The following is a 19,359-nucleotide window of genomic DNA, read 5'->3' as shown; positions in this document are numbered from 1 at the left end:
CGTTAGAAAAATCATGGAAAAAGTATTTTTATCATTAGCTGCCGGTGCTTTGGTGCTGGCGTCGTGCGTTAGCAATCCCGAAGGAAAGAAAGCGGAAACCGCGGATAGCGTCGAAAATGTTGCGCTGTCTGATGGGGGCAGTGAACTGACTGTTGATACCGCGTTGTCAAACGTGGAGTGGACCGGTAGGAAAGTTAGTGGTCAGCATCATGGTCATGTTAAAATTAAATCCGGCGAGCTGACCGTTGATGAAGGAAAACTGGTAGGTGGTAATTTCGTTATCGACCTGACGTCGATTAACAATCTGGATTTAGAAGGTGAATACAAAGGCAAGTTGGAAGGGCATTTGAAATCACCGGATTTCTTTGATGTGGAAAACCATCCCGAGGCCACTTTCGAAATCACCGAAGTAAAGGATGGCACTGAGGCAGGTGCCGTAGTGATTGCCGGAAACCTGACCATCCGCGGCGTGAGTAAAAACATCACCTTTGATGCGCAAGTGGAAGAGTCGAGCGATACAGCAGTGAAAGCGACAGCCGATTTCAATATCGCACGTGAAGATTGGGGCGTGAGTTATAAAGGTCAAGCCGATGACCTGATCAGCAAGGAAATCAACCTGAAAGTGAAACTTGTTGCCGGGGCATAAGTGGGTGAAAGAAATTGAATAGCAGCGGGTGCCCTTTCCGGGGGCACCCGCTTTTGTTTATCCCGAAATGGCATTGATGATGTCGTATTGGGTAATGATGGCGATTTTTCCATATTCATCTTCCACCAACACCGCTTGATTGTCTTTGTGGATGAGCGATGATATTTTGTCAATAGAGGTACGGAGATCCACGAAGGGAAACGGTGGCGTACAGATTTCCATGACTTGAGCGGACTTCAATGCCGGGTTTTCCAATAGTGCATTCAAAATATCAGATTCGGTGACTTTACCGATGACCATGCCCTGTTGTGTGACTGGGATCTGGGAGATATTAAGGGTTTTCATGCTGTTGAAGGTCTCTATTACAGATTGTTCCACATCGGCCATGACGATGGGTACATCCCCGCGTTTTCTAAGGATGGTCTGTGCGGTGAGCTTTTCGTCTTCGAGGAACCCGCGTTCGCGGAGCCAATCTTCGTTGTACATTTTACCCATATAGCGCGAGCCGTGATCATGGAAAACAACAACCACCACATCGTCCTCTGTAAGCTTATCTTTAAGTTGTAGTAGACCAGCCACGGCGGCGCCCGCAGAATTTCCGGCAAAGATTCCCTCCTTGCGGGCAATATCGCGGGTCATGAGGGCCGCATCTTTGTCGGTGACTTTCTCGAAGCAATCAATAACGTCGAAATCCACATTCTTAGGCAGAAAATCCTCACCGATCCCCTCTGTAATATAGGGGTATATCTCATCCTTATCGAAAATGCCGGTTTCTTTGTATTTCTTAAAGACAGAACCGTACGAATCAATACCCCATACTTTAATACGGGGGTTCTTCTCCTTGAGGTATTTTCCTGCGCCGCTGATGGTGCCCCCCGTACCGACACCTACCACCAAATGCGTGACTTTCCCTTCGGTCTGTTCCCAGATTTCAGGGCCCGTCTGCTCGTAGTGAGCTTGGGTATTGGATAGGTTGTCGTACTGGTTTGCCTTCCAGGAATTGGGGATTTCACGTTCCAGGCGGCTGGATACGGAATAATAGGAGCGAGGGTCTTCGGGATCGACATTGGTGGGGCATACGATTACTTCGGCGCCAAATGCCCGCAAGGCGTCTATTTTTTCCTTGGATTGCTTATCCGTAGTGGTGAATATGCATCGGTATCCCTTGATCACGGCTGCAATGGCTAGTCCCATGCCTGTATTGCCCGATGTGCCTTCTATGATGGTGCCCCCCGGTTTGAGCAGGCCTGAAGCCTCGGCGTCCGCTATCATCTTTACGGCCATCCGATCCTTTATGGAATTGCCAGGGTTCGTAGTTTCTAGCTTGACCAACACCGTGCCCTTCACCTGTTTGGTGATGCTGTTGAGTTTGACTAACGGCGTATTGCCAATCGTCTCCAATATATTGTTGTGCCACATAATTTATATACTTGGCCGCAATGGTAAGCGGACGCGCGGCCATTTGTACAAAAATAGGATAAATTATCCGATTTAGAATTTCAGGTGTTTTACGGTGAGGCCGTTGTTGATCAATTGACGGAGTGATTCGATGCCAATAGTTAGGTGGGTTTCTACGAATTGGGCGGTGACACTTGAATCGCTTTCTACTGTTTTTACACCTTCGGGAATCATCGGTTGGTCTGATACCAACAACAAGGCGCCTGTAGGGATTTTGTTGGCAAAACCTACGGAAAATATGGTAGCCGTCTCCATATCCACCAGCATTGCGCGGATACTTTTAAGGTATTTCTTGAAATCCTTGTCGTGCTCCCATACCCGCCTATTCGTCGTATAAACCGTGCCTGTCCAATAATCTAAGGCATGGTCTCGTATGGTAGTCGATATGGCTTTCTGTAAAGCAAAGGCAGGCAGTGCAGGTACCTCAGGTGGGAAATAATCGGTGGATGTTCCCTCACCCCTTATGGCAGCAATGGGGAGTACCAGGTCGCCAATTTTATTTTTCTTTTTCAGCCCGCCCGCCTTGCCCAGAAACAATACCGCTTTTGGAGATATGGCCGACAATAGGTCCATAATCGTGGCTGCCATGGGGCTGCCCATTCCGAAATTGATGATGGTAATGCCCGCTGCGGTGACACTTTGCATGGGCTTATCCAACCCCATGATGGGGGCGTTATCATGCATCTCCGAGAATAATTTAACATAATTGGAAAAATTCGTAAGCAGAATATATTCTCCAAATTCTTCCAATGGGCGACTGGTGTACCTGGGTAACCAGTTGTTTACGATATCCGCCTTGCTTTTCAAACCAGGCTTGATGGGGCTTTGTACCGGTTTTGTCTTTTCTTTTGTCATAGCCGTGGGGTGATATCGTGCGTTAATACAAACTTAAAAAAAATCCCCCGTTTTTGGCGGGGGAAACGTTAAGCTGCTTTCAGCTTCTTTAAGTCAGATTTCTCGAATTTATGTTTGGCGTATTCGAGTGATATATAGAGCTCCCGTTGTTCGCCCTTATTTTTTTCGGAAGGGATTTCGAACATGGCATCCAGCATGATGGCCTCGCAGATCGAACGGAGACCGCGTGCACCGAGCTTGAATTCATCAGCTTTATCCACGATGAACCGAAAGACATCGTTATCGAATTTCAGCTCGACGTCTTCGTAATCAAATAATTTTTTATACTGCTTAATCAGTGCATTTTTTGGCTCAGTAAGGATATTCAATAGCGTCTCCTTATCGAGCGGATTGAGGTAGGTGAGTACAGGCAACCGGCCAATAAGTTCGGGGATAAGCCCGTAGTTCTTTAAATCCTGCGGTGTAATGTATTTATACAGATTGTTCATGTCGATATCAACATCATCCTTGTTGACCTTGTATCCGATGGTTTGGGTACGCAAACGATTGGCTATCTTTTTCTGGATGCCATCAAACGCTCCACCGCACATAAACAAGATATTGTTGGTGTTTACTGCAATCATCTTTTGGTCGGGATGCTTGCGCCCACCCTGCGGCGGTACGTTCACGATGGTCCCCTCCAGTATTTTCAACAGCGCTTGTTGTACCCCTTCACCAGATACGTCACGCGTAATGGAAGGATTATCGCTTTTGCGGGCGATCTTGTCGATCTCGTCGATATAGATAATACCCCTTTCGGCGGCCGCCACGTCATAATCCGCAGCCTGCAGCAACCGGGTGAGTATACTTTCTACGTCCTCACCCACATACCCCGCTTCTGTCAAAACGGTGGCGTCACAAATGCAAAAAGGGACGTTCAGGATTTTGGCAATCGTCTTCGCCAGCAATGTTTTACCGGTGCCGGTTTCGCCCACCATGATGATGTTTGATTTTTCTAGCTCGATTTCATCCTTCTCCACCTTTTGGTTGAGCCGCTTGTAGTGGTTGTATACTGATACCGCCATCACTTTCTTGGCATCGTCCTGCCCGATCACATAACGGTCAAGATGTTCTTTGATCTCGATGGGCCGTATGAGTTTCAGCGCGGTTTGTAAGGCCTTGCTTTTGCGGAGGTTCATCTCTTCGGTCAATATTTCACCGGCCTGGGTGATGCATCGGTCGCAGATATGTGCACCATCACCAGCGATGAGCATCAGCGCATCCTGCTTTCGTATGCCACAAAATGAGCAAGTTACTTCCTTCATATTCTTTGCCATGCCTATTTTTCCTTTTTGGACGTCAGTACCTCATCTACCATCCCATGTTCTTTGGCTTCTGAAGAGGTCATCCAATAATCGCGGTCGGACGACTTTTCAACCCATTCGTAAGGTTTCCCAGAATGGTGCGCGATAATATCGTATAATTCTTTTTTCAATTTTAGCATTTCCCGGAGGTTGATTTCCATATCCGTGGCCACGCCCTGGGCGCCTCCGGAAGGCTGGTGTATCATCACCCGCGAATGGGTCAACGCTGCGCGTTTTCCTTTGGCCCCCGCACAAAGCAATACCGCTCCCATCGAAGCAGCCATTCCTGTACAGATAGTGGCCACGTCGGGCGTGATGTACTGCATGGTGTCGTAAATGCCTAATCCGGCATAAACACTGCCGCCTGGTGAGTTTATGTAAATTTGGATGTCGCGCTGGGCATCAGCAGATTGAAGAAACAGGAGTTGCGCTTGTATAATGTTGGCGACCTGATCACTCACTGCATCACCCAAAAAAATGATACGGTCCATCATTAGCCGGGAGAACACATCCATTTGGGCAACATTCAATTGCCGTTCTTCGATGATGTATGGGGTGAGCGATGTAGGCATTTTGCGTTCCACACGTCCGATGAAACCATCCACATGCTGGCTGCCGATACGGTGGTGTTTGATCGCATATTTTCTGAATTCGTTTTTATCTATACTCATGGTTGTTTGTTCGATTAATCCTGCTAATATATGTGATTTCGTCCAATTTTTCTAATACTTGAATGGTATTAAATGGTTGGACAAACATCGCGCCATTGGATTTGCTGGGAATATAACTGTCAAAATGCCGTGCGATTATACTGCCAGCCTGTCTGTTTTGTCGCGGAATTTATGATTTGTTCAATAGGAATAATTGGGTAAATCGGTCAGAAACTCAACGCGTTTCTGTTCAAAATGAATGCGGCAGTAATAGTGTTGCAGGCCGTTGCTGACCAGCAGGAAAGGGACCCGATGCACCGTGTTATAATGAGCAATCTGTTCGAATGCAGCCTGCGTGATCTTCACAGATGGTGCTTTAAATTCCGCCAACAGAATCTTGTTGCCTTCATTATCATAGATCACCAAATCGCTCCGCCGACGCATGTCGTTGAGGGTAAGCCCGCCCTCTATGTTGATAAGTGATCTTGGATATTTTTTGACATGTATAAGGTGTTGTACCCAATGCTGGCGTACCCATTCTTCAGGGGTCAGCACGAGCTGTTTTTTCCGTAGTTCGTCAAATATGAATAACCTGCTGCCATCCCGTTGGATTTTGGCCGCATATGCAGGCAAATTAAGCGGTATGGGTATAAACATATTGCAAAAGTAGGGTTTAAATGTGTAATTTGGCGACCCGAAAGATAGAACGCTGTTTACCCAGTTGTTGTTTAGAATCATATGGATGCCAACCAACTCATATCAGATATAAAAGGCAAGAAGCTTCTGCCCGTTTACCTGCTTCATGGCGAAGAATCGTACTCCATTGATTTGGTAAGCGATTACATTGAAGAGAACGTGCTTGAAGAGGCACAGAAAGGATTTGATCAAACCGTGCTGTATGGCAAGGATACCGACTTTTCGACCATTGTTAATGCATCCAAGCGTTATCCGATGATGAGCGACCATCAGGTGATTATCGTTAAAGAGGCGCAAAACCTCAAATGGAAAGACGACGAATTGTTGTTGGCGTATTTGAGCAATCCCATGAAAAGTACGGTTTTGGTGTTAGCCCATAAACATTCAAAATTCGACAAACGACGGAAGATCTATAAAGTGGCAGAGAAAGCGGGAGTGGTGCTCGAGTCAGCCAAATTATATGACGATAAGATAGCGCCTTGGATTACCACTTACACAAAGGACCGAGGATGGCGTATCCATCCGCAGGCAGCAGCTATGATGGCCGAATACCTGGGCAATGACTTATCAAAAGTTGTTAATGAACTGGAGAAGCTTATGCTCAATGTGCCGAAGGACCGAGAGATTTCGGCGTTGGACATCGAACAGAACATCGGAATCAGCAAAGACTTCAATGTTTTTGAATTGAATACTGCGCTGGCAAAGCGAGACATTGTCAAAGCGTTCCAAATCGTAGATTATTTTGCAGCTAATCCGCGTAGCAATCCGATACAGGTCATATTAGGCGCTATGGCCGGTTATTTTACCAAGATACTGAAATATCACTACTTATCGGATAAATCGCCGCAGATTGTTGCTCGTGAGTTGGGGGTGCATCCATTTTTTACACGGGAATACGATACAGCTGCCCGTAGTTATAGCCGGCGGAAAACGTTTGACATCATCGCTTATTTGCGTGATTGTGATTTGAAGTGCAAGGGACTGAACGCGGCAAACGTGGAACAAGGCGATCTGCTCAAGGAATTGGTTTATAAAATCCTTAATTGAATGATGAACAAAGCTACTTTTGTATTTGCAATCTTATTAATTTGCTGTTGTTTTGATGGGCAAGCCCAGCGCCGTGGTACCTATACGTTGTTGCAGGCGGGCGGTATTTTCGGTATAGCAACCACCAGCGATCAAAACCCGATGCATGGCTACCAATTCCAGTTTGCATTTGGCCGCAATTTTTATGACCGCATGTATCTGGGGCTGGGAATCAGTAATGATGTTTACCGAGGCAAGACCACCCTTGGAGACGGTAGGCGATCCACCCGCCGGGTAAACACGTTGCCCATATTTGCCGATTTCCGGGCACCTTTTGCACAATTGTCTCCATTGGGTACCCTTGGTGTGGTAGCCAATGCCGGCTATGCGCCCAGCATTGGGAACGACTATTTTAAGGGGTTTGTCGCCAAGGCCGGTATCACGTATGGCCACATGTTGGTGCTCGGCTCAGACCTGCTATTCAGTGCGGGGTATGGCTTCCAGCAGTTCGACTCCCGGTTTTCGAGCCGTAGCTCCCATCAGCACAACGTGTTTCTGACGGTCGGCCTGTTTGTACATTGATTGCTCTTTAGGCGTACATCGCCTCCCGTTGCTCTTTTACCGCATCGCTGTTGATATACTCGTCATAGGACATCAGCTTATCAATAATGCCGCTTGGTGTCAGTTCGATAATGCGGTTCGCCACGGTTTGGGTAAGCTCATGGTCACGTGAGGTAAAAAGGATGCTGCCACGGAAATCTACCATACCATTATTGAGCGCGGTGATGGATTCCAAGTCCAGGTGATTGGTAGGCTCATCAAACAAAAGCATATTGGCTTGTTGGAGCATCATGCGCGAAAACATGCAACGCATTTTTTCGCCACCCGATAACACCGAGCATTTCTTGAGTACTTCCTCTCCCGAAAACAGCATTTTGCCCAGGAAGCCACGGATGAATTGCTCATCTTTATCCGTTGCGGAGTACTCGCGGAGCCAGTCGATGAGGTTTTCGTTCTTCCCTTCGAAATACGGGCTGTTGTCCATCGGGATATCAGCGATACTGATGGTGATACCCCATTTGAAATTACCGGTATGATCTTGATCTCTTCCTGTTAAGACGTCATAAAAAGCGGTGGTGGCCAGGCTGTTTTGCGAGAGGACTGCAATTTTATCGCCTTTGTTTACCATGAAGGTTACATCCTTGAACAATGTTTCTCCGTTTAAGGATTTGCCCAGCTTTTCGACCTGTAGAATCTGGTCGCCAGCCTCACGGGCCATCGTGTTGAACATGATGGCGGGATATTTCCGGTTGGAAGGCTTGATTTCCTCAAAATTTATTTTTTCCAGGGCCTTCTTCCGGCTGGTAGCCTGCTTGGATTTAGAAGCGTTGGCACTGAACCGGCGGATGAATTCCTGAAGTTCCTTTACCTTGTCTTCCATCTTTTTATTTTGATCCGTACGCTGTTTCAGGGCAAGCTGACTCGACTCATACCAGAACGTATAGTTGCCCGTATAGATGTTCATCTTGCCGAAATCGATGTCTACTACGTGGGTGCATACCGAGTCTAGGAAGTGCCTATCGTGCGATACCACCAATACGATGGCCTCGTAGCCGGCGAGGAAATCCTCGAGCCACGCGATGGTATTGATGTCAAGGTCGTTGGTAGGTTCATCCAGCAGCAGGATATCGGGGTTGCCGAAAAGTGCTTGAGCGAGGAGTACGCGTACCTTTTGATTACCATCCAGTTCCTTCAGCAGCTTATAGTGTACACTTTCATCGATGCCCAGGTTGCTAAGCAATGTAGCCGCGCCACTTTCCGCATTCCATCCGTCCATTTCTGCAAAACGGCTTTCCAATTCGCCCGCCCGCTCACCATCTGCATCGGTAAAGTCTTCCTTAGCGTAGATGGCGTCCTTCTCTTTCATGATGTCGTACAGTTCCTTATGCCCCATCATGACGGTTTCTATAACCGAATACTCATCAAAGGCATAGTGGTCTTGTTTCAGTACGGCCATTCGTTCGCCCGGGGTGAAGCTGACCGAGCCCGTGGTTTGGTCTACATCACCGGAGATGATTTTCAGGAACGTGGATTTGCCGGCACCGTTGGCTCCAATGACGCCATAGCAGTTTCCTTGGGTGAATTTGAGGTTGACATCTTCAAACAATACCCGCTTTCCGTAGCGGAGTGACAGGTTGGATACATTAATCATGGGCGCAAAGGTACGGTTTAAAAAGGGAAATTCCGCCCAAATGTAATAGGTGTAGGTGTTGTATCCCGTCTAGCGTGAAATCAATTCCGTTTCCAATACGGTATTTTCGAATTCGTACACAGGATATCTGCTTTCGATCAGTTGGATGAGCATCTCCATGGCAACCCGGCCCATTTCAATGGCAGGTTGCCGGATACATGTGAATCCGGGTTGCAAGAGGTCAAGCACATCCGAATTGGAAAAGCCCGCAATTGCGGGATGTTCGGCTTTTGGTGCCAGTTTGTTATAAGCACTCAAGCAGCCCATACTTAGGCGATCACTTGCCACAAAAATAGCATCTGGCCTTTCATCGAGGTCGAGAAAGTAGCGCACGGCCTCTTCAACTTCTCGTTGAATCCGCCCCCCGTGATGGCAATAGCGGATAAGCGATTCGTTGAGCGGTATATTATTGGCCCGCAAAGCGGATTCAAACCCTTCCAGCCGTTCGGCAGTAATGGATAGGTGCGGGGCATTGGCTAGGTGTGCGATTTTTTTAAAACCACGGTCGATGAGCGACTGCGTGGCTTTCTGCGCACCCTTTTTGTTATCTGACGTGACCGTATGGGTATCAAAGACATCGATAATACGGTCAAAAAACACAATGGGTAAGCCTTGTTCGTGAAGGGTTATGATGTGCGAAAAATCTTTTGTTTCAGCAGACATCGAAATGAGTAAGCCATCGACCGCACGATTGGCCAGGTGTTGGATATTCACGACTTCGCGCTCGTAAGCATCATGACTTTGCGAAATAATAACGTGATACCCCTTTCCATATGCTACCGATTCAATCCCGTCAATCGCTTGGGAAAAGAAGCTGTTTGCAACCTCACACACAATCACTCCGATGGAATAGCTACGCCCATGCCGTAGGCTGGACGCCATCGGGTTGCGGCGATAACTATGCTGCTCTGCATATTCGATGACGCGCTTTTTGGTTTCCTCGTTGATTTCATAGCTGTCACTAAGTGCGCGTGATACCGTGGAAGGGGAAAGATCCAATGCTTGTGCAATATCTTTTATAGTGATGGGTTTGAACACGATTTAATTTTGCTAGAAGACAAATATAGAAATTTCAGTGAAATACAGGTTTCGCAATCGTTACCGGTATCGATTGCGTAGATATTTTGAGGTAAAGTCAGTTCTACAATTAATTATTGTCGTTATCATTGCTCTTATATGAGCTAGTATATGCCCTCAGCATAAAAGCGTCCAATTTAACATCTATGATTATGAGGAAAGTATTATTTTTTAATGTTTTGCTTTTGTTCGTTGTTTTTCATGCGACTGGTCAGGCTATTATTTCAGGCAAGGTAACGGATCCCTCCGGGGTTTCACTTACAGGTGCCACGGTGACCGTAAAAGGCACATCAATTTCAACAGTTACCGACAACGAGGGAAACTATTCGCTTTCCAATGTTCCAGAAAATTCAGTCTTGCTATTTTCATTTATCGGAATGACGACCCAAGAGATTGCCGTTGAGAACAGGGCAATCATTAACGTTGAGCTAACCGGACAGGCCACAGAGATGGAAGAGGCAATAGTTGTAGGCTATGGAGTTCAGAAAAAGGTTAACGTGATAGGTTCCGTTTCAACCTTGTCACCTGAAGAGATTACTGCCACACCGTCTCCCAATGTTTCCAGTGCATTGAGCGGCCGTGTGCCCGGACTATTCGTTGCACAGTCAAGCGGGCGTCCCGGAGCCGATAATGCATCATTAAGTATCAGAGGAACTTCAACTATCGGTAATTCTTATGACAATACTGCCGTTCTCGTCGTTATTGATGGCATTCCTGGGCGGGACCTTAATTCCATAGCGCCCGGGGATATCGAAAGTCTCTCTGTTTTAAAGGACGCTTCGGCCGGAATTTACGGCTCCCGTGCTGCGAATGGGGTAATACTTGTCACTACAAAATCAGGAAAAGAAAGTCCGCCAAGGTTCGAATTCGATTTCTACTCAGGATGGTCATCGGCATCTTTACTTCCAAAGATGACGGATGCTACGACGTATGCCACAATGGTACGGGAAGTGCAATCCTACAGGGGTATTTCTGAAGAAAATATGGCGTATTCAGCCGAAGATGTTGAAAAGTTCAAATCGGGTAATTATCCATGGACGCATCCGAACACCGATTGGTTCAGTACGGTGATAAAAGACTATTCGAAGAGTGATCAATATAATTTTAGGGTATCAGGCGGGTCCAAAGATATTAAATATTACGGCGGATTCGGTGCGATGAAGGATGATGGGATTTATAGATCCGGGTCCTCATCTCATCATCGGTATAATTATAGACTTAATTTACAAGCAGACTTAAATGAGTACATCACACTCAACCTGAATGTAGCAGGGACTCAATCCAATATAATGGACCCGTACAATACGGAGTTTACCAGTATTATCCGAAATCTGCCTGTATCCACCGCTATCTGGCCAACCGGTGAACCCGGGCCTGATATTGAAAAGGCTCAGCAACCGGTAACCGATACGGATGCGAGCAAAACAGGCTATACGGATAATAAGCGTTACACGAGTCAGAATATGCTAACCGCCACGGTAAAAATTCCGTGGGTGGATGGACTATCTGTAATTGGCAACTACTCGTACGATATGCTCTTCGGCGTACAGAAATATGTACAGGATCTGGCGACGTTATATTTTTTGGATAAAGACGCCTATTTAGCTGCCGGAAATGATGGTAGCCAAAATGGCCAGGCATTTCTCACCCCACAAATTAGAGCTGAAATAGCCGATCCGAGGGTAGAGGATACATACAGCGATTCACGAAGAGTAACGAACAGTTTGAAGATAAATTACGACAAATCTTTTGACAAACACTCCATAAGCACATTTGCTGCTGTTGAAAGTATGGATTACTTAGACAAGGGGATCACGGCATATCGCAGAGGTTTTCAAACAGTAGCCCTGCCTTATCTGAATTTTGGATCCACTGAAGAGATGAGTAATTCCTCGTCTGTAGGCGTAGATGCACGGCTAAACTATTTTGGAAGACTTGCCTATAATTATGACAGTAAATACCTGTTTGAATTTACTTTTCGACGAGATGGTTCGCTGCGGTTTTCCAAAGATGCCGGTCGCTGGGGGAATTTCCCGAGTGTGCTGTTAGGGTGGACCGCCTCAAGCGAAGATTTCTGGCAGAACAATATCCAGGCAATCAATTATTTTAAGTTAAAAGCTTCATGGGGGCAGTTAGGGAACGACGCTATACTCCCGTTTCAGTATCTGACCATGTATGCAACAGGTGATGGACAAACATTCGGGCCATCGAGGGGTTATCAGACAAGCTTGTATCAAGTTGGGGAGCCTAATCCCAATATAACCTGGGAAGTTGCGAATGTCTTCAATGTAGGGTTTGAATCTTTCATGCTTGATAGTAAAATCAGATTCGACATCGATGCTTTCTATCAAAAACGTACGGACATTCTAGTGGCCCGTAATGCCTCCGTGCCGGATTTTACGGGATTGTCTTTACCGGACGAGAATTTTGGAATTGTATCGAGCAAAGGCTTTGACGCAACATTGGGGTATCGAAGTAAATCGACAAAGTTTGACTATGCGGTAACGGGTATATTTTCATTTGCACGTAATAAAATTATAGAGTATGATGAACCAGCCGTTTCTTATGACTGGCAGCGGCTAACCGGGCATCCCACATCTGCATTTTTGCAGTATAAGGCAATCGGGATATACCGTGATGCAGAACACGTCAATTCCACACCACATGTTCCGGGGGCACGAGCGGGGGATGTGATATTGGCAGATTATAATGGAGACGGCGAAATTACGGAAGCCGACCGGACCGTTTATAACCTTAATGGGGATCCAGAAATAACCTTTGGAGTTAATGTGTCTGTGCGGTATGGAAATATTCAACTGCAGGCATTGGTGCAAGGTGTCGGAAACAACTGGCGACGGATTGCGGAGACGGAGGGCGATTTTATATATATGGGGACCTTTGGCAATTACTTTCAATATTACGCAGATGATCGATGGACGGAGTCTAACACAGATGCAACGATGCATAGAGCATTTGAACGGGTAGAGGAATACTGGAGGAAGGATGCTTATTTATCCAGTTTTGATTATTACAATATGGCCTTTGCCCGACTCAAAAGCGTGGAGCTTTCCTACAATTTTACCGAAAATCAATTGAAATCAGTAAGGCTCAAAGGAGCAAGCGTATACGTTACGGGTAAAAATTTATTTTTCTTGTATAACAAAAATGCAGTAGGAACAGATCCAGAAGTATCTTCGGTCTCTACTTACCCCACTACGAGGGTGCTGGCATTGGGTGCAAGGGTGTCTTTTTAACTGAATAAATAGCAAAGTTATGAAACAATATGTTATAGTTGCCTTCTTGTTTTTTGCTACTGCATGTAACAAAAATATTCTGGACAAAGCCCCCTTGGATCAATATTCTGATGATATCGTATGGTCTAGTCCTGAACTTGCAAGTTCTTATCTGAATTATTGCTATGATGGCCTTGGCCATGGTTTTCAGAGTGTTAAAGGAAGTAACTTCACTGATGAAGCAATATTTGGGAGAGGTGCCAGCACGACCGCCCCCTTGGATGGTACGATGTCTCCGGACGCGTCGCTTGGCAATCATTTTATGGAGCCCTATCGATGGTCGCAATTCGAACAGGTACAACGCATCAATCAATTTCTTGAGAAAATTGATGGCATTGCGGAAACCTATCCTTCAGCACAACAGGCCGATGTAAAAGCGAAAACAGACGTTTTAAAAGGAGAAGCGTTGTTTTTGCGAGCATTTAATTATTGTAACATGGCCCGCAGCTACGGAGGTCTAACGTTATTGGATAAAGCCGCCAAATTAAACGATGACTTTTCGGCAATTACCCGGGCTACTTTTGAAGAAACCGTTAATTTTATCGTCGCAGATTGTGATGCCGCCGCCGCTCTTTTACCACTCAAATCGGAACAAGAATTAGGTAGGGCGTGTAAAGAAGCCGCTTTGGCACTTAAAGCAAGAATGTTATTATTTGCCGCGAGTGATCTCACAGCCGGGGATGTTTCGGGTATAAATATAAGTAACGACAATGCACTCGTTCGCTATGTAAATCCCGATAGGATAGCATTATGGACAGCTGCAAAAAATGCTGCGAAGGCTTTAATGGAACTTTCCGGTTCGTCGTTGACCTTGGCCGATTTCGGGGCATCGGGCGGCGATAAGGCTACGGTAGCACAAAACTATAGGGCGTTGACGGGCAATAGTGCTACTCCTGCCGACGGCGAATTTATTTTTGCTAAAATGTTTGATCAGGCTTTGGGCACACGGCATCGTACTAACCAGATAGACGGACCAAATGGGTATGACGGGCTTTATGGAAGAAATGCACCGCTGCAACGGATGGTGGATGAGTATGAAATGGAAGACGGTACTAATTTCTTTGATCATTATTATATTGAAGAGGTGGCCGAAGGCGCAAACACCGGCAGGTATATGAAAAATAAGCCAGCGCTCACGGGTTTTGATAGCGATAATCCCTATCATAACCGTGAAGCGAGGTTTTACGCGAATGTTTTGTATGATAGTGCCATCTATGATATAGAGCCTCGGCCATCGAGTTTGAAACTTAGGGATCCTCTAGGTATTTATGATAGACGTACGCGGGTGACGATCAAAGCGGATGGGTCGGAAACGGCTGTCTATGGTTTGGATACGCGTAACGGTCCGATTGTAGCGGGCAACGGCAACTACGTTGGCTATTTGACGATGAAATGGGTACAGCAGGGGGTGACTGGTAGCACGGATTATAATTTCAACATTTGGCCATATATGCGGTATACCGAAGTGGTGCTTGGTTACGCAGAAGCGTGCTGGGAGTTGGGTGAATATGAGGAGACGAGAGAATGGGTGAATTTTTTCAGAAACCGCGTACTCCTCCCCAACACCAAGGCAACGGACGAGGAATTGAGAGACGCATTAAGGCATGAACGAAAAATTGAACTGTATGGCGAAGAATCACGGTGGTTTGACATAAGACGGTGGGTAATTATGGCCGAAACAATGACCCTACCACAATATGGTGTCGATATTATGGAAGTAACAGATAACAGGAAAACGCCCGCTACAGTTACAACAACATGGAAATATAATCAGGCCATGCCAAACAATATGATGACAAATGCGGTTTACTGGCTGCCAATCACAACCACTGAACGGCAAAAGGCTCCTCAACTGTTGCAAAATCCGAATTATCGCGAGGATATTTAGAAATTTAGGCGCTAGCAGGTTCTGCAAACGTTTCGGTAACGATTGCGCAAAAAAAACGGTCGAATTCTTTCTTCGGCTTGAAAGATTGCGGTATCATTGTATTCGTGTGGTTAAGCGATCCTGTATTTTGACCATTAATATCATAATAGTCACAATTATAAAATCAAATAAAGATGAAATCAACAACTTCTCGTCGAGAATTTATCAAGCAGGCTTCGGTGGGAGCCGGCGTCGTCGGATTATCCGCTATGGGGTTCAGCGCAAAAAGCTATGCACGGATTATTGGAGCCAATGACCGCGTACGTGTGGGCATCGTCGGGTTTTCAAACCGGTTCAGAAGCTCGCTGTTCCCTGCCTTTATGAACCATGCAAAGGCTCAGAATTTTGAGTTTGTGGCGGTTTCGGACCTGTGGAACAGGCGTCGTGACGAGGCCTACGCTTATGCAAAGGAAAAGGCAGGTATAGAACTTGCGAAATACCGGAACAATGATGAACTTTTTCCGCGGACCGATGTGGATGCGGTCATTATCAGTACGGCGGATTTTCAACACGCGCTAATTGCTGCCGATGCCGTACGGCACGGAAAAGATGTGTACGTAGAAAAGCCATTGGCTGAGACATTGGAAGATGCCAAAATAGTGCGGAAAGCGGTGGAAGAGACCGGCAAAATCCTGCAGGTTGGATCGCAGCGTCGCAGCGCCCCTAATTATATTGCAGCGAACGAATACATCCGGTCGGGTAAATTCGGGGATATCAAAATGGTGGATATGACCTGGAATGTAAACCAGCCTGGCCGTTGGCGCCTGCCCGAACTCACCAAAGAAATCCGTCAACAAGATACCGACTGGGATCGGTTCCTGATGAATCGCCCCAAAGTGGCCTGGAATCCACGGTTCTACCTCGAATACCGGTTGTTCTGGCCGTATTCATCCGGCATTTTCGGCCAATGGATGGCGCACCAGATTGATACAGTACACTGGTTTACCGACCTGCCGCACCCGCGTAGCGTAGTCGCCAATGGAGGGATTTATCAGTGGAACGATGGGCGCACCAACCCGGATACGCTGACGGCTGTGATGGACTACGGTCCTGAAGGCGATTCAAAGGGATTTCAGGTATTGTATTCGTCGCGGTTTACCAACTCGGCGGGTGGTGTAAAGGAATTATACTTCTCAAATGCAGGTTCGTTGAACTTGGATACGAACGAAGTGACTGCGGAAGGCGGGCTGAGCCAGCGGTCGGCAGCTGACATGGGAATGAAAGAAAATCTGCTCGAACCGTTTACCCTTTCGAACGCTGCCAAAATGGAAACATCGGCCAATACAGGTAGCGACCCAATGACTTCTTTGCATATGCTGAACTGGATGGAGTGTGTGCGGAACCGGAAAAAGCCCAATGCAGATGTCGTGGCCGGATACAACCACTCTTTAGCCAATATTATGGGACGCACCGCTTATGAAACCGGCAAACGGGTAACATTTGATGACGCAAAACAAGAAGTGGTGGTTTCTTAAGATTCGTAAAATGAAAACGACAACTATTTTAATGGGAGCTCTTGCGCTATCCGCGGCCTTTATGGGCTGTGGGCAATCGCAATCGGGGCAGGAGCGGGAAGGGGAACAATCCGACCGGTTTTCATTCGTAGAACATCCTGAGAGCAAGAGCATTGACATACTGCTCGATGGGCAACCTTATACAGCGTATTGCTATGCCGATAGTTTGAAAAAGCCGGTTTTGTTCCCCTTACGTACTAAGGGCGGTCATTTTGTTACACGTGGCTGGCCTGTGCAACCCCGGGCAAACGAGCGGACAGACCATCCGCACCATATTGGATTATGGTTCAATTACGGCGACGTAAACGGGCTTGACTTCTGGAATAACTCAACGACCATCCCGGCCGAAAAGCGGATGGGTTATGGGAGTATCCATCATTCAGCTGTCAATGAAACCGAAAGCAACGGTGATACCGGCATACTTGATGTCACGAAGTTCTGGCTGAGCCCACAAGGCGATAGCCTGCTAAGGGAAGACACCCGATATACTTTTCATGTAGCGGATGATAGTAGCACATCCGTCGCACTGGATATCAAATTAACGGCACTGAAAGATGTATCGCTAAAGGACAACAAAGAGGGGGTACTGGGAATACGTCTGGCCCGGGAACTTGAGCATCCCTCCGATCAACCGGCCAAATTTACCGATGCCAACGGGATTGTGACCGAGGTGGCCCAAGCTAATAACGAGGGAGTTACCGGACATTACGTGAGCAGCGAAGGTATTGAGGGTGATGACGTCTGGGGGACCCGCGGAAAATGGGTGACCCTCAATGGTACCATCGAAGGGGAGGACGTATCGCTCGTCATCCTCGACCATTCCGGCAATCCAGGATATCCTACCTATTGGCATGCCCGCGGCTATGGGCTGTTTGCGGCCAATCCTCTGGGACAAAAGGAGCTCAGTGGAGGTAAGGATGTGCTGGATTTCAAGTTGGATAGCGGTGCATCCACCCGGTTTAGGTATAAGGTCTTAATCCATAGCGGGAGCAAATTGGACGCTGCCGCCATCAATGATCGGTTTACGGAATTCAACGGTCAATAGTAGATCGACCCATTTTTTCCAATTGCACAGCCGTTGCCAGCAGCGGCTGTGCAATTAAATTATCGTGAATTGATAATCGAACGCTGATAGCCGAAGGGCATATATACAAAATGAAAAAATTTTTAGACGAACACTTTTTACTAAATACAAAGACAGCGCAGCTATTGTATCACGATTATGCGGCAAAGATGCCCATCATCGACTACCACTGTCACCTGCCTCCGCAACAGATTGCTGAGAATACCCGATTTGAGAATATTACCCAAGTATGGCTAAATGGAGATCATTATAAATGGCGGGCCATGCGGACGAATGGTATTGACGAAAGCTTTATCACCGGCGATCGTCCAGACCGCGAGAAGTTCCGCAAATGGGCGGAGACAGTTCCCTATACGTTGCGGAATCCATTGTACCATTGGACGCACCTCGAATTACAACGTTATTTTGGGATAACCGATCTGCTGACTCCGGAAACAGCCGACCGGATATTTGACGAAACTCGAGAAAAGCTGCAGTCGCCAGCATACCGTGTACGGGGATTGTTGCAGCGTATGAATGTGCGTGTCATCTGCACGACGGACGATCCGTTGGATAACTTGGGTTACCACCAACAATTGCAAGATGAAGGCTATGAGATTCCTGTATTCCCTGCTTTCCGGCCGGATGCGGCCATGAACCTGGGTAAACCCGCAGTCTTTGCGGCGTATGTAGCCACCTTGGCGGCTGTTTCCGGCAGGTCGGTCACGACATTTGCCGATTTCGTCGCTGCACTCAAGACGCGGCACGATTTTTTTGCCGCTATGGGATGCAAGGTGTCCGACCACGGGCTAGAGGAAATATATGTGGTGGATTATACCGAGGAAGAGATTGGGCGCATTTTTAAAAAGGCATTGGCCGGAAACGTCGTGTCGGATATGGAGCATCGTCAGTTCAAGTCGGCGATGCTGCTTCTTTTTGCGCAATGGGACGCCGAAAAGGGCTGGGTACAGCAATATCACCTAGGTGCCTTAAGGAACAATAATTCGCGGATGATGCATAAGCTCGGGCCGGATACAGGCTGGGATTCCATCGGCGATTTCCGCCAAGGCAGCGCGCTTTCCAAGTTTTTGGATAAGTTAGACAGCAAGGATCAATTGGCAAAAACCATTCTATACAACCTCAACCCAGCGGACAATGAGCTGATGGCCACGATGGTCGGGAATTTCAATGACGGATCGGTGGCCGGGAAGATCCAGTTTGGAACGGCATGGTGGTTTCTTGACCAGAAAGACGGAATGACCAGACAGATCAATGCGCTGTCCAACATGGGGTTGCTAAGCCGGTTCTTGGGGATGATCACCGATTCCAGGAGCTTTCTATCCTTTCCCAGGCATGAGTATTTCAGGAGATTGCTATGCGATCTTTTCGGTACGGAGATGGAAAACGGCGAATTACCGAATGATACGGAATGGGTAGGTCAGGTTATCCAAGACATCTGCTATAACAATGCCAATGCCTATTTCGGTTGGAAGACGTAACCGACCTCCAATCGTAACGAAAACGATTTCGCAGAATTTCTAGCGATAAAAGCCGGCAATT

The 19,359-nt window shown here is 47.0% G+C and carries 15 protein-coding genes; 8 read left to right on the top strand and 7 right to left on the bottom strand.

Annotated elements, in window-relative coordinates:
* Positions 1-13 precede the first annotated feature (13 nt).
* The gene (locus IEV98_RS16855; RefSeq protein ID WP_188507184.1) at positions 14-646 is read left to right on the top strand and encodes a YceI family protein; all 633 of its coding nucleotides are present in this window, start codon (positions 14-16) and stop codon (positions 644-646) included.
* A 57-nt stretch (positions 647-703) separates the two neighbouring features.
* On the opposite strand, the gene IEV98_RS16850 is transcribed toward IEV98_RS16855, so the two are convergent.
* The 5 genes from IEV98_RS16850 to IEV98_RS16830 form a co-directional block, all read right to left on the bottom strand.
* Positions 704-2,065: a pyridoxal-phosphate dependent enzyme gene (locus IEV98_RS16850; protein WP_188507183.1), complete on the bottom strand. Its 1,362-nt coding sequence runs from the start codon at positions 2,063-2,065 to the stop codon at positions 704-706.
* A 72-nt stretch (positions 2,066-2,137) separates the two neighbouring features.
* Positions 2,138-2,959, bottom strand: a complete 822-nt coding sequence (locus IEV98_RS16845; RefSeq protein ID WP_188507182.1) for an AMP nucleosidase — start codon at positions 2,957-2,959, stop codon at positions 2,138-2,140.
* Positions 2,960-3,027: 68 nt separating this feature from the next.
* The gene (gene clpX, locus IEV98_RS16840; protein ID WP_188507181.1) at positions 3,028-4,275 is read right to left on the bottom strand and encodes an ATP-dependent Clp protease ATP-binding subunit ClpX; all 1,248 of its coding nucleotides are present in this window, start codon (positions 4,273-4,275) and stop codon (positions 3,028-3,030) included.
* Between the two features lie 2 nt (positions 4,276-4,277).
* Positions 4,278-4,973 (bottom strand): ATP-dependent Clp endopeptidase proteolytic subunit ClpP, encoded by a 696-nt coding sequence (gene clpP / locus IEV98_RS16835; RefSeq protein ID WP_188507180.1) that lies wholly within the window; start codon positions 4,971-4,973, stop codon positions 4,278-4,280.
* 180 nt (positions 4,974-5,153) lie between these two features.
* Positions 5,154-5,609 carry a type I restriction enzyme HsdR N-terminal domain-containing protein gene (locus IEV98_RS16830; RefSeq protein WP_188507179.1) on the bottom strand — a complete coding sequence of 152 codons (456 nt, stop codon included), beginning with the start codon at positions 5,607-5,609 and terminating at the stop codon, positions 5,154-5,156.
* 81 nt (positions 5,610-5,690) lie between these two features.
* Here IEV98_RS16830 and holA point away from each other — a divergent pair, with 81 nt between their 5' ends.
* Complete coding sequence (gene holA, locus IEV98_RS16825; RefSeq protein WP_188507178.1) at positions 5,691-6,695, top strand: DNA polymerase III subunit delta; 1,005 nt, start codon at positions 5,691-5,693, stop codon at positions 6,693-6,695.
* Positions 6,696-7,256, top strand: a complete 561-nt coding sequence (locus tag IEV98_RS16820) for a hypothetical protein (RefSeq protein WP_188507177.1) — start codon at positions 6,696-6,698, stop codon at positions 7,254-7,256. It abuts the gene before it with no gap.
* Between the two features lie 7 nt (positions 7,257-7,263).
* Here the strand turns inward: IEV98_RS16820 and IEV98_RS16815 are convergent, their stop codons facing one another.
* Entirely contained in the window at positions 7,264-8,886 is a 1,623-nt protein-coding gene (locus IEV98_RS16815; protein WP_188507176.1) for an ABC-F family ATP-binding cassette domain-containing protein, read from the bottom strand.
* 69 nt (positions 8,887-8,955) lie between these two features.
* Complete coding sequence (locus tag IEV98_RS16810) at positions 8,956-9,963, bottom strand: LacI family DNA-binding transcriptional regulator (RefSeq protein ID WP_188507175.1); 1,008 nt, start codon at positions 9,961-9,963, stop codon at positions 8,956-8,958.
* A 191-nt stretch (positions 9,964-10,154) separates the two neighbouring features.
* Here IEV98_RS16810 and IEV98_RS16805 point away from each other — a divergent pair, with 191 nt between their 5' ends.
* From IEV98_RS16805 to uxaC, 5 genes are all read left to right on the top strand, one after another.
* On the top strand, positions 10,155-13,256 hold the full coding sequence (locus IEV98_RS16805; RefSeq protein WP_188507174.1) for a SusC/RagA family TonB-linked outer membrane protein: 3,102 nt from the start codon (positions 10,155-10,157) through the stop codon (positions 13,254-13,256).
* Positions 13,257-13,275: 19 nt separating this feature from the next.
* Entirely contained in the window at positions 13,276-15,183 is a 1,908-nt protein-coding gene (locus IEV98_RS16800; protein WP_188507173.1) for a RagB/SusD family nutrient uptake outer membrane protein, read from the top strand.
* Between the two features lie 173 nt (positions 15,184-15,356).
* Positions 15,357-16,697: a Gfo/Idh/MocA family protein gene (locus tag IEV98_RS16795; protein WP_188507172.1), complete on the top strand. Its 1,341-nt coding sequence runs from the start codon at positions 15,357-15,359 to the stop codon at positions 16,695-16,697.
* A 10-nt stretch (positions 16,698-16,707) separates the two neighbouring features.
* Positions 16,708-17,781 carry a DUF6807 domain-containing protein gene (locus IEV98_RS16790; RefSeq protein WP_188507171.1) on the top strand — a complete coding sequence of 358 codons (1,074 nt, stop codon included), beginning with the start codon at positions 16,708-16,710 and terminating at the stop codon, positions 17,779-17,781.
* 110 nt (positions 17,782-17,891) lie between these two features.
* Positions 17,892-19,298, top strand: coding sequence for a glucuronate isomerase (uxaC, locus tag IEV98_RS16785; RefSeq protein WP_188507170.1), 1,407 nt, complete (start codon positions 17,892-17,894; stop codon positions 19,296-19,298).
* The last annotated feature ends 61 nt before the right edge of the window (positions 19,299-19,359 follow it).

The sequence above is a fragment of the Parapedobacter pyrenivorans genome (genome assembly GCF_014636865.1).
GTDB classification, from domain to species: domain Bacteria; phylum Bacteroidota; class Bacteroidia; order Sphingobacteriales; family Sphingobacteriaceae; genus Parapedobacter; species Parapedobacter pyrenivorans.
The sequence above is the reverse complement of the archived record's forward strand: the minus strand, read 5'-3'. Positions and strand labels throughout refer to the sequence as shown.